Here is an 11959-nt window from a genome sequence, read left to right as displayed (position 1 = left end):
TTATCTTGCGAGCCTAGCGAAATATACAGAAACAGAAGTACCAATTATGCAATTAAAAAAGTGGTTAGTAGTAATTCCACTATCAATTACGATGATGACCGGCTGCTCACTGCTTGAGAAGCTTGTATACCGAATAGACATTAACCAGGGTAACTACGTTGAACAAAAAGCTGTGGATCAGTTGAAGTTTGGCATGAGTAAAGAACAGGTTAAATATGTACTTGGTTCTCCTATGCTAATCGAGAACGGCTATCCAAATACCTGGTACTACATTTATCTGCATACTGAAGGCCATAAAGACTCCATTCAGAAAAATCTTTTTGTACACTTTAATGATGATGGAAACCTTTTGAATATTGAAGGCGACTTCCCTGCGAGTGATAACTTCTTTGAAGGTATAAACTAATTAAACCTGAAACGAATTCAAAAAATAGGGCTTTTTAGCCCTATTTTTTTCTCAGCTCGTTTGGTTTGCCACCAGTAATTGGATCGGCTTTTCCTGCAGCTTTCGCTTGCTCAGCCCTTTTCCTTCTAATCTCTTTAGGATCAGCCAGAAGCGGCCTGTATATTTCTATTCGGTCTTTATCTCTTACGGTTGCATCCAGCTTTACATTTCGGCTAAACACGCCAACTTTGTTTTTTGCTAGGTCTATCTCAGGGTACATATCCAAGACACCGGATTGCTTGATGATTTCCTCAACCGTGGAGTCTTTATCAACAACCTGAATTAAAACCCTTTGCTCTGTTGGAAGCGCATACACTACTTCAACATGGATCATGTCAGATTCAATACTCATTAATACACCTGCTTCGCGCGCGCGGTAAAAGCGCTCACCATGTTGTTGGTTAACTCACTAAAGACCTTACCGAATGCCATTTCTACAAGCTTGCTGGAGAACTCAAAGTCTAACTTAAGCTCTACCTTGCATGCAGCCTCATCAAGCGCAGTAAAGTACCAGCCGCCTTTTAAAGACTTAAATGGACCTTCAACTAACTCCATTAGAATTGCGTTACTGCTTTCCAAAGTGTTTGATGTGGTAAACGTCTTCTTGATACCTGCTTTAGCAACATCGACCGAAGCAACCATCTGACTCTCATCTGACTTGAGTATCTTGGAGCCGGAACAACCAGGTAAGAACTCTGGGTAGCTCAATACATCATTAACCAGATCATACATCTGCTCAGCACTGTATGAAACCAAAGCTGAACGCCTGACTTGGGGCATACTTTCTCTCTTTTCTTAGTAATATATTATCTTATTCAAAAAATAAGGATTTCCCAACAAGGGGACGATCCGTATAATGACGCCATTATGGCAAAGAAAAAATCAAAAACCAAAGCTGGTAGCAATACCATAGCGCTAAACAAAAAAGCTCGTCACGAATACTTCATTGATGATGAAATCGAAGCTGGGTTGGAACTTCAGGGCTGGGAGGTAAAATCCCTCCGTCAAGGTAAGGCTAACATCGCAGAAAGTTACGTCTATATTCGCGATGGCGAAGCCTTTGTTAGTGGTATCACCATTACTCCTTTAAACCAGGCATCAACTCACGTTGTAGCTAACCCTACCCGTGTGCGTAAGCTATTATTAAACAGAAGAGAGTTGGACAACCTTTTCGGTCGAGTAAACCGTGAGGGTATGACACTAACGGCACTTTCTCTTTATTGGTCTCGTTCTTGGGTCAAAATCAAAATCGGTGTTGCGAAGGGTAAAAAGCTTCACGATAAACGCACTGATTTGAAAGAGAAAGATTGGGCACGCGATAAAGCTCGGATTATGAAGAGCAAATTGCGTTAAACTTAATCAACTGAACAAGCAAGTGCTAGACAGCATTATGTTTTCTGGTACCATGCTCGTTCTACCTCAGGGGCTGATCTAGGATTCGACGGGAATTTTGCAGTCTGAGGTGCATGCCGTGGGGCGGTTGGCCACGTAAAAAGCCGCAAAAAAATAGTCGCAAACGACGAAAACTACGCACTAGCAGCTTAATAACCTGCTGAGAGCTCTCTCGCCCTAGCTTCCGCTTGTAAGACGGGGACCAACGAGAGATCAAACCCAAACGAGCTAGCCCGGATTCTCCCGCCTGAGAGATGAACGGCGAAGTTTAATTCAGGATAGTCATTCATTAGCGTGTCGGTTCGCAGGTGGGTGGTGAATTTAAAGATCGACTAAGCATGTAGTACCAAAGATGAATGGTTTTCGGACGCGGGTTCAACTCCCGCCAGCTCCACCAATTCTGAGTTTAAAGACGTCCCAGGACGTCTTTTTTCTTATCTACAACAACGTAAAATCAATAACTTAGCATATCATTACATCCCATAGCGTCCCAAGACAGCTTTGATTTTTAGGTACACCAAGGTGTACACTGAATTGGTGTACTTAAAATGGTGTACCCATTATGGCTAAGACGACTACCAGACTCAGTGACAAAGAAATTAAATCAGCAAAGCCGAAAGAAAAGGAATACATCCTCTCGGACGGTGATGGCCTGCGCCTGCGAGTAAAAACGAACGGCTCCAAGCTATGGCTACTGAATTACAAGCACCCTATTAAAGGCAAAAGAACAAATCTGGGATTAGGAAAGTATCCAGACCTATCTCTGGCTAATGCTCGCAAAAGTGCAGCAACAGCTCGTGAGCTGGTCGCACTAGGCATAGATCCACAAGAAGATCGAAAGCAGAAGCAACAAGCCCATAAAGAAGTTCATGAGCATACATTTGCCAAAGTCACCCTAGAGTGGTTCGAAATTAAAAAGCACGATGTTACCCCTAACTATGCTGTCGATATCTGGCGCTCTCTGGAACTGCATATTTTTCCACATATCTCAAACACCCCAGTGAAAGAGATCGATGCTCCACTGATCATCAATCTGCTTCGCCCTATAGAAGCAAAAGGTAGCCTGGAAACCGTCAAGCGTCTCTCTCAACGACTCAATGAGGTCATGAACTATGCAGCTAACTGTGGACTGATTAAAGCTAACCCATTAACCGGTATCCGTGCTGCTTTCAAAAAGCCGAAAAAAGAAAACATGGCTGCGCTAACTCCCGCCGAGTTACCGGAACTAATGGAAGCTATCGCAAATGCCAGTATTAAGCGGACAACTCGTTGCTTGCTAGAGTGGCAGTTACACACAATGACTCGCCCTAGCGAGGCATCCGGAGCGAAATGGGATGAAATTGATTGGGAAAACAATATCTGGATCATTCCAGCAGAGAGGATGAAAAAAAGAAGAGAGCACCGCATTCCGCTTACAGAGCAGATGCTGGCGCTTTTAGAAGTGATCAAGCCTATTAGCGGCCATAGAGAATTTATCTTTCCCTCAGACCGAGATCCGAAAAAGCCGTGTAACAGCCAAACGGCAAACATGGCATTAAAACGTATGGGATTCGCAGGAAGACTCGTTAGCCACGGTTTACGCTCACTGGCAAGTACTACACTCAACGAGCAAGGCTTTGATCCTGACTTGGTTGAAGCGGCACTTGCGCACGTTGACGATAACCAGGTGCGCAGTGCTTACAACCGCACTGACTATCTGGAACGCCGCCGCCCAATGATGGTCTGGTGGAGTGGGCATATAGAAGAGGCCGCCAAAGGCAGCCTCTCTGTGACAGGGACTAAACAATTGAGTGTTATAGGCTAAAACTATGCAGGTATAACATACACATACGCCTTGTTAATCAGACAACTGAAACTGAGCTGAGCAGTTATCTCTGCGCTTGCAATGTTAGCTGCTCTTCACCTAGAACCTCGAACAAAGCAAGATCATCATCAAGTGCATCGTAACGTTCATTTAATCTGTTTCTAAGGCCAAATAACCTTTTTTGCGCAGTATCAATCAAAACAGAAAATGTTACAGCCCTCACCGTACCTATGACTGTTTTATCATCTTCCGAATCTCTTACTTCTTTCACTTTCGCTGTCTTTGCCTGAATTTCGTGACCAACCACAAATGCATTGATTTTTGGGGTTACATCGATTATTCCGCTATAAGCAATATCCTGAACATAGCCATCGGCCTGATTAACCTCCTCACGACCAATAGAAAATCCTCCACGCTTAACCTCGATCAAAAGTACATTCTGAACATGTGACAACTCTCCATCAAAGGACTCCGTCGCAAGAGCTTGAATAGCTGACTCTTTAAGTACAACGATATCCGGTCTTTTTCTAGAGTTAATAAATGCGTTCCTATCAACTTTTTGGCCAAAAACCTTATGAACTGTCTGCTGTAATGCAACATTTGATGAGTACTCAGAAGACTCGTATTCTGGACCAAATAGCCACCTAGCTTTAAAAATAAGTGGATGAATAGTTTTCAATTCATCTGCGCTTCGATCAGCAGAGAATCGTCTCAATACCTCGATAAGCTTTAATCTCTGATCTATTTCAGACAATGCAATTAAAGCATCGTGAGCACTCCACTCTTCTAAAATATTGTCCAGCGACTCTACTTCATCTTCTGACAACATCGCCAACTTACTTAGCAAGTTCGTACCAGCTCTAGATTTCTCTAGATTAATCGCAGCTTTCACAGCAAGTTGAAGTGTATCTAAGTTGACGTCTGGGTTATTAGTCAGTATGTCATCCATAAACCCCATAAGCTCTTTTTTTGCCAACTTTGACATATCTACAATATCCGCCTTATTTGCAAGCAATAGCCCTTTTTTAGTTTCAACAACTTCATCTCGGCTAAGCTCCTGTCGCTTCCTGTTTATGTATTCTTTTACGCTATAGGCAACTGATTTCATTAATTCAGAGTTAGCTCGAAAACCGGACCAATCTTCAGCAACCTCATCTCTCAATTCATCAGTTTCAACTATCAATAGATAACGATTAGCAAAGGAACGTCGGCTATCAAGCATCGACACACCAGCTATCTTCCAGTCTGGCTCACCAACCAACCTGCCTCCTACCCATATGGCAACACCACTATATATAGAATCTTTCCTATTTATTTTGGAATCTATCAAGGTAAAACGTAACGATGTGCCTTCACAGTCCACCTCACAGGTGTCAACAAGACCAGGGTGTTGATGCAAGGCGAGTACTTGCCCATTCACAGATACGGTAAAATCAGGTGTCGCAATAAATCTGGCAGAGATAACTTCAGCGATATATGCCGGTGTTGGCAAATTACGTTCAACAGAAACTAATAATTTTGTTCCATGTCCGCCCATAGTCTCAGACTGAAACGATTTCACAGACAATGGCTTCCCATCTAGTTTCGTTGAAACATCAAAAGTGTGCTTATACCCATTTCGTCTAGTTTCCACACTATACTCATCGTTGAAGCATAGAAGCCCATGTCTACCAATCCCGTTCCGGCCAAACGCTCTTCGCTTAATTCCTTGCCTTTCTGGCGGAAATTCAACGTGTTCGCCTTGATGTAGGGTTCGATTATATCGCAGCGTCATCCATCGTTGTCTGAAGTTTTCTTCCGTCATACCTACACCATCATCTGAGATGGTTAACAACTGATTAAAGCCTTCAGGTATATGAATATCAACTTTGGAAGCTCCTGCATCGTAAGCATTAGCAACAAGCTCGGTAAGTGCTATGTCAGCCCTCTTAACTATACTTCCAAGATCTCTTAGTAAGAAATTGTCTTCATACTGAGCTTCGAACATATCTACTGTTGCACTCATCAAATCACCAAAAGCCCATCCAAATATCAATGATATAGAATTATATTACATTCTTGCCAAAGCAAGAAAAACACTTTAAAAATAAATAACTAGGCGATCACTTTCAAGTAATACCGCCTAGTTTTCTGTCCGACTAACGCTTTATGCTTAAGAACCGTAGCTAGGAGAAACTACCTCCGCTATTGTTATAGCAACGGAATAGTCAACGTCACCGAGTGCATCAAAGTGAGCAGTACCACAACATATCTTGAGGTTCTCTTCCTTACGACGCTTCTCTTCATCATGAGTAGATTTAGTCTCTCGGATCAAATACACCTTCTTATCACCTTGAAGTACGATAGCCCAATCAGGGTTATACTCTCCTACGGGAGTAGGGATGGAGAACCAGCTAGGAAGCTTACAGAAAAACTTGATGTTTTTAGCCCCATCCAAAGCACGGGCAGTTTTTAGCTCAATATCTGAATCGTACTGGATGTAATCATAAGGCGTTTGTACGTGTTCTCCTGTATCTGCATGCTGCACTCGATAAGCTCTGTCCAAATAAGCTTCAAGCTCAGCCTCTTCAAACCTCTCCATTTGATATTGCTCACCGTCAATCTTCTCGTAACGAATACCCTTCACCAACAAATCCGTAAGAGCCTTATTGATTTGCTTTGCTGCTTCGGTAATGAAAGCTTGTGGGTTAGTTTTGAATTCACTTAAGCGAGCACCTTTCTTTATGATCGCAAGCAAAGTACTCCGAGTTAGGTCAGTTCTACTCTGTAAAGCAGTGAGCAAGTCCGGCAACTGTTCATGAGAGGTGATATAACGTACCTTTGGAGCCTGAATGACACGTTCAGCTCCAACCCCTGCTTCAGTAACACTAGCTTGTGTTTGTTCAACCGTCAGCGAAACAGGAGGTATTATCGGCATGAACTTTAAGTTATTAGCCGCAAGGTCAATCAGCTCTTCTGTCTCAAACCGAATAGAGTAACGTGTTCTTTGGCAAATTTTTTCCCATAAAGCTTTAAAATCAGGGTTAAGATAAACGTTTTTGTCAAAATTAACAGGTACACGCTTACGTTCATTTTGAACCCGGCCTTCAAACATAAAGCTTTTAAGCTTATCAATGATATCGCTTTCCATAGGCTGATACTCATCTGAAAGCTTAAGTTCAAAGTACAAATCATCAGGATTGAACTTAGGTTCTATATCCCCTTTACCGTTGATATAGCCTTCTTGCTTTAACTCATGCCAAAGCTGTTTAGAGCGCTCTTGCCCTAGGGTGTTGTCATCTACTCCAACCAAAGATGCGAAAGCGATAGATGGCACTCGGCCAAACTTAAAGCCACCACCAATATCTTTTTCCATCTCGGTTTGTAAGTTCTTGGCATAATCTTCAAACGACTCGCTAGCGATAACTGTCAGGCGGTTCACCTGAGGGTTATACAGACGCTCGCCATTAGCATCAACTGCCAAGCGCAAACCTCTACCAAGGGTTTGTCGACGCTCCTTTTCACTCCCAAACTCTCGTAAAGAACAGATTTGAAAGACATTCGGATTATCCCAGCCCTCTTTGAGTGCCGAGTGACTAAAGACAAAGCGTAGTGGTTCACTCTCATCCAGCAGTCGCTCTTTGTTCTTCATGATCAGCTCATATACTTCAGCATCATCTTTTGTTGTACCAGAGGTGTCTTTAACATCGACCACCTTGCCGCGCTTTTTCACTTCAGCAAAGTAACCGTCATGAACTAGCTCTACACTGCGTTTAGGCAACTGAGCAAACTGAGGTAATTGAGAAACTTCCTGATAGGCTTGTTCAAACCAAAGTGCCAACTTACCTTTTTGGCGAACGCCTTGCTCATCATAGAAGCGATAGTTTGCCACTTTATCTATAAAGAAAAGTGATAAGACTTTAACTGAAAGCCCCTGCTTAAGAAGCGCTCGCTCTTTGTTGAAATGAGCTAGAACAGTCTGTCGAATCTGCTCCTGTAGCACTTCGTCTTGGATGCTATCTTTTTCCTCCTCAGGCTCGAGGACAACATTATTGGTAAATCGTACATACTCAGCACCTGGTTCTGCGTAGATCTCATCCACGACATAACCCTCATAGCCCTCACGGTTGGTATGGTCTGAGAGGTCAGTTCCTTGCTTAAGTTTTACTGCTTTTTCGTTGGTTCCGTTAGGAGTTTCTTCAAAGATCATAACAGTGGCTGAAGGAGTTTTAGCTTTACCCGCGTAGCCTATGTCAGAGAGCTTAATGTAGGTCTGGTTAATATCCTGTTCTGCCTGAATAGACGCTACAGAAATCTGTTTTACCAGCTTCATGTCATAGGCTTTTACTGGTCCAAGTTCATAAAGTACGTTGTAGGGATTTTTATGGGTAGCAGAGTATCGCAAAGCAAACATCGGCTTTAGGTGGTTGATGGCACGCCTAGCTTTGGCGGTGGTGTCAACCGATTGCGGCTCATCAATAATAACAACGGGACGAACTTCTTGAATAAACTGGATCGGGCGAATACCCGACATTTTGTCTTGCTCACGGTGGATCACTGAGAGCTTTTTAATCTGCTCTGGTGTTAGCGCATCATAGCTCTCAATATCGCCTGCATCACGCTGAAATGCCTGAATATTGATGACCATGATCTGCATTGTGTTTGCTGTGGCGTACTGGCGAACTTTAGAAAGATCTTTTGAGTTATAGACGTAATGATCAAAAGGAACTTTATCGTAGAGCTTTAAAAAATGCTCTCGCATACTGGCTAATGATGCTAGAACACCTTCACGAATAGCAACAGAAGGTACAACGATGATGAACTTTCTCAGCCCCAGATTTTTGTTGAGCTCAAAAAGGGTTCGCAGATACACATAGGTTTTACCCGTACCGGTTTCCATCTCCACCGAGAAATTAGGGAAAGGATAAACATCATTGTCATCAAGCAAACTAGCCGACTTTTCAATAAAGTTCTGCTCTTGCACCTTATTCAAGTTCGCCAGCATCTTCTCTGGGTTCATATCTAAAGTGTTGGCAATGCCGTGCTCCACATAGGCATCACCATCATTAGATAACCCTTCAAACAGTGTTAATGTCGATTGAATTGCCTGTTTTTGGTAGTCCAGGTTAGGGTTAAATTTAAGCTTCATTTGCCCCACCTATACCGTTTTAAATTCAATTTGTTCAATTTTATCGCGGTTTTGATTGTATGCCGTAAAGGTTTGTACAGCGTTAGCCTTTAGCTGATCATTACCGTGAAATGCTGAATCAAGGCAGATAAACTGGCTTGGTGCTTGCTCTAGGACAGCATTCATCAATGACTGTTCAATAGTTTCAGCAAGGTGAATCAATAACGTACCTTCTGCGACGGAGAACAGAGTTTGCCCAGCTAGCTCAATGGCTTCTATCTTTTCGGTAGGCATAATCCCTGCTTTTATCAGCAATTCATAAAGCAGATCTTCTTGCGAAACATCAGACTCAACATGCTCAACCAATAGCTCCATTTGTTGCACTAAGTCATCATCACTCACATCTTTGCTAGGCGCTTGCCACTGCTTGAAGTTGCTTTGATCAAGCTTCAGCACTTTAAAACCAAGATCAGGTTCGAACTTGTTTTCGATTTCAGTGTGAATCTTTTGACCTGCTCGGCGGATGCGTTCTTTGGCAATATCTGAAATAGTGCTAAATCCTACCTTGAATGGTTCTGATGATTCTTCACAAGCTTCAGGTAGTTGAACCATTATAAATTTCCGACTACCTGCATCTTTGCTGTTTAGCTGCATCACCGAGTGTGCTGTTGTAGCTGAGCCCGAGAAAAAATCCAAGACAAGATCGCCTTTATCTGTAGCAACCTTTAACATACGCTCGATGAGCCTCGTCGGTTTAGGCGTATCGAAAACAGATGATTCAGGAAACAACAAGTTAACTTCTTTTTTTGCTTCTTGATTATGCCCGACATCTGAGTATTTCCAGATTGTTTGACAAGCCGTTCCCTGCTTTACTTCTGACAGGAAACGTTTAACAGCTGGAACATTATTGCCATCGGCTCCAAACCAAATTCGATTTTCAGACACCATCTTTTGAAAAACTTCTTCGGTGTAAAGCCAACACCTTCCATTTGGCAGAGTATGTTTTTTTCCATTAGGGGCAGTTAACTCATAAAACTGACTTTTCGTACCATGCCCACCCTGTGCGGTTGCATCTGCTGGCTTCCAAACTCCTCTTGGATCATTGTCAGGGTTCTTGTAGCGAGCATTCATTTCGTTAGAGCGCTCTAATAGATTTGGATACCAGTTTAGTTTGTTACGTGCGTATACAATTACGAAGTCATGGGATTCAGAGAACCATTTAACAGCATTTTGAGGGCTATAACGTTTCTCCCAGACAATGGTTGAAACAAAATTCTCTTCCCCAAAGATTTCATCACATAATCTCCGAAGGTTTTCTACTTCGTTTTCATCAATGGAGATAAAAATCACACCATCTTCGCGTAATAAGTTACGTGCCAAATAGAGGCGTGGATACATCATGTTAAGCCACTTGGTGTGGAAACGACCTTCATTGGCGCTATTGCTACTCCATTTTTTGCCTTCACCGCCGACCTCTTTCAACCCTGCATATTCAAGGTAGGTGTCCAGGTTTTCTGAGAAGTTATCCGGGTAGATAAACTCTTTACCGGTGTTGTAAGGCGGATCGATATAGATCATCTTCACCTGACCGTAATAACTCTTTTGCAGTAGCTTCAGTACTTCCAGGTTATCACCCTCAATAAAGAGATTTTCAGTATTATCAAAATCTACCGACTCTTCACGGCAAGGTTTCAAGGTAGCGCGGCTTGACTCTTGAATCAGGCGCAAACAATTTCGCTTGCCTGGCCAGTCCATACCATAACGCTCACGGCGATTATCGTAAACGTCACTGAAACTACCTAATTCGGCTTTGAGGCGCTCAAAATCCAGAGTTTCTACGATTTCCCCAGCATCGTTTCTGGTTTCAGTAAATGCTGAAGGAAATAGCTGCTTCAGCTCTTGCTTACGTTGCGCACTAATGTCCAGAGAGTTGCCATCCATTTTTGTTATTGTCATTTGATTAATCCTGTTCCTTCTGCTTACTTGCAGCATAAATGGTGAGGAGTAGCTCTGAGTCGTCGACCAGGCGGTATTCAGGTTCTTTACCGCTTAACTCTTTGCTGGTGTTAATGATTTTAGGTACGCCTTCTCCCCGGCGCTCAATTAGAGCTTGTCGCCCCGCCTCTTCTCTTGCCTGATAGTAACGACTGAGCAGGTTTACCAACGCTTCATTACGAGTGACGGTGTTTTCCATAAGGCCATCAATGGTCAGGCTGTTAGAAAGCTGACCAGGACTGAAAAGCTCTAACCTGTCGGCAAACATGTGTAAACGGATGCGTCGCCCCGTCATGGAATAGTCACGGTGTGCCACTGCGTTGACGATAGCCTCGAACAAGACTCCTAGGTCATATTGAGGTATATCTATTCTGCCTACGGCTTTGGTGGCTTCTGTCCGCATATTGCGCTTCACAAATTCCAAAGCGCCATTGATCTGCTGATCTATAGGGCCAGTTAAATCTTGAGCATCCAGTTGATCATTGGCATCTCGCAATGTGCCACTGTAATGCACGCACTGTATATAGGCGTTGTGTAGCCATTGGGTAGGGTTGCCAGTTAACAGTAATACACCACTAACAGAAAGCCCCACATCACCATAGTCATCCTTGGCTGTCAGATGAAGTTTATGGAATTGCTCATGTTCTGGCGTAACAGGCTTTAAAAAGCGTTGCTTAAGGGACGAATCAATATCTTCCTTACTGGTCCCTGGCACCAGAGTTTCATCAAAGCGAATGAGACGAGCCTGAGAACGTTGCTGGAACAAACGGGCTAATACTTCAGGCTTCATCTCTTGCTTGGTAGAGCCAACTCGCTGATAGTAACGTCCTGCACTTTGGTGCACCGAGATGCTTCTGGGAATATCAACATAGATGACAGTTTTTAGGTCGCCCTGCTGATTAGGCAGTTGCAAAATCCTTGTGTCTAGCTGAACAGGAGGATTAATATTTTGCTGGCTGATATTAACAATCCAAAGCTCGGTGTTATCTACCTGCTCCTCGTCGATACCTATTACATCACGAGTTTTATCATCTACACCCAACAGAATCCGCCCTCCTTTGCCATTGGCAAAGGCGGCTATTTCATGAGCCATTTTGTCTTTGTTTGGATTTTTGGGCTTGTTTCCATCAAAGGTAACAGCTTTGAATTCAATGCTGGAGTCCTCGCCTAAGCGAATATGGAACAACAGCTCTTTAGTTAACTTTTCTCTTTCCAT

Annotated in this window: 9 protein-coding genes and 1 other RNA gene; 4 read left to right on the top strand and 6 right to left on the bottom strand. The window is 43.1% G+C overall.

The annotated features are described in order from the left end of the window. The first annotated feature begins 46 nt into the window (after window positions 1–46). On the top strand, window positions 47–406 hold the full coding sequence (gene bamE, locus SNR28_RS12835) for an outer membrane protein assembly factor BamE (protein WP_375752900.1): 360 nt from the start codon (window positions 47–49) through the stop codon (window positions 404–406). A gap of 40 nt (window positions 407–446) precedes the next feature. On the opposite strand, the gene SNR28_RS12830 is transcribed toward bamE, so the two are convergent. Further along, a complete protein-coding gene (locus SNR28_RS12830) occupies window positions 447–797 on the bottom strand; it encodes an RnfH family protein (protein ID WP_375752898.1) in 351 nt (116 codons plus the stop codon). Next, the gene (locus tag SNR28_RS12825) at window positions 797–1225 is read right to left on the bottom strand and encodes an SRPBCC family protein (protein WP_375752896.1); all 429 of its coding nucleotides are present in this window, start codon (window positions 1223–1225) and stop codon (window positions 797–799) included. The genes SNR28_RS12830 and SNR28_RS12825 overlap by 1 nt, the downstream gene beginning before the upstream one ends. A gap of 87 nt (window positions 1226–1312) precedes the next feature. On the opposite strand from SNR28_RS12825, the gene smpB reads away from it, so the two are divergent. The 3 genes from smpB to SNR28_RS12810 all read left to right on the top strand — a co-directional run bounded on the left by smpB (window position 1313) and on the right by SNR28_RS12810 (window position 3641). After that, entirely contained in the window at window positions 1313–1798 is a 486-nt protein-coding gene (gene smpB, locus SNR28_RS12820; RefSeq protein WP_277825962.1) for an SsrA-binding protein SmpB, read from the top strand. 69 nt (window positions 1799–1867) lie between these two features. Then, window positions 1868–2234: a transfer-messenger RNA gene (ssrA, locus tag SNR28_RS12815) on the top strand. Between the two features lie 165 nt (window positions 2235–2399). Then, window positions 2400–3641, top strand: coding sequence for an integrase domain-containing protein (locus SNR28_RS12810; RefSeq protein WP_375752894.1), 1242 nt, complete (start codon window positions 2400–2402; stop codon window positions 3639–3641). A 64-nt stretch (window positions 3642–3705) separates the two neighbouring features. Here the strand turns inward: SNR28_RS12810 and SNR28_RS12805 are convergent, their stop codons facing one another. The 4 genes from SNR28_RS12805 to SNR28_RS12790 all read right to left on the bottom strand — a co-directional run bounded on the left by SNR28_RS12805 (window position 3706) and on the right by SNR28_RS12790 (window position 11959). Next, window positions 3706–5646: an ATP-binding protein gene (locus tag SNR28_RS12805; RefSeq protein ID WP_375752893.1), complete on the bottom strand. Its 1941-nt coding sequence runs from the start codon at window positions 5644–5646 to the stop codon at window positions 3706–3708. Between the two features lie 147 nt (window positions 5647–5793). After that, complete coding sequence (locus SNR28_RS12800; protein WP_375752892.1) at window positions 5794–8769, bottom strand: DEAD/DEAH box helicase family protein; 2976 nt, start codon at window positions 8767–8769, stop codon at window positions 5794–5796. A 9-nt stretch (window positions 8770–8778) separates the two neighbouring features. Continuing rightward, complete coding sequence (locus tag SNR28_RS12795; RefSeq protein ID WP_375752891.1) at window positions 8779–10704, bottom strand: site-specific DNA-methyltransferase; 1926 nt, start codon at window positions 10702–10704, stop codon at window positions 8779–8781. Window positions 10705–10708: 4 nt separating this feature from the next. Then, the gene (locus SNR28_RS12790; protein ID WP_375752889.1) at window positions 10709–11959 is read right to left on the bottom strand and encodes an RNA-binding domain-containing protein; all 1251 of its coding nucleotides are present in this window, start codon (window positions 11957–11959) and stop codon (window positions 10709–10711) included.

Source organism: Vibrio iocasae (assembly GCF_042245395.1).
Lineage (GTDB): Bacteria > Pseudomonadota > Gammaproteobacteria > Enterobacterales > Vibrionaceae > Vibrio > Vibrio iocasae.
The sequence above is the reverse complement of the archived record's forward strand: the minus strand, read 5'-3'. Positions and strand labels throughout refer to the sequence as shown.

Excerpts from the sequence above, each read along its gene's own strand:
- SNR28_RS12790 (WP_375752889.1), bottom strand. The coding sequence starts at position 11,959 with ATGGAAAGAGAAAAGTTAACTAAAGAGCTGTTGTTCCATATTCGCTTA.
- smpB (WP_277825962.1), top strand. The coding sequence starts at position 1,313 with ATGGCAAAGAAAAAATCAAAAACCAAAGCTGGTAGCAATACCATAGCG.
- SNR28_RS12825 (WP_375752896.1), bottom strand. The coding sequence starts at position 1,225 with ATGCCCCAAGTCAGGCGTTCAGCTTTGGTTTCATACAGTGCTGAGCAG.
- SNR28_RS12795 (WP_375752891.1), bottom strand. The coding sequence starts at position 10,704 with ATGACAATAACAAAAATGGATGGCAACTCTCTGGACATTAGTGCGCAA.
- SNR28_RS12800 (WP_375752892.1), bottom strand. The coding sequence starts at position 8,769 with ATGAAGCTTAAATTTAACCCTAACCTGGACTACCAAAAACAGGCAATT.
- SNR28_RS12830 (WP_375752898.1), bottom strand. The coding sequence starts at position 797 with ATGAGTATTGAATCTGACATGATCCATGTTGAAGTAGTGTATGCGCTT.
- SNR28_RS12805 (WP_375752893.1), bottom strand. The coding sequence starts at position 5,646 with ATGAGTGCAACAGTAGATATGTTCGAAGCTCAGTATGAAGACAATTTC.
- SNR28_RS12810 (WP_375752894.1), top strand. The coding sequence starts at position 2,400 with ATGGCTAAGACGACTACCAGACTCAGTGACAAAGAAATTAAATCAGCA.
- bamE (WP_375752900.1), top strand. The coding sequence starts at position 47 with ATGCAATTAAAAAAGTGGTTAGTAGTAATTCCACTATCAATTACGATG.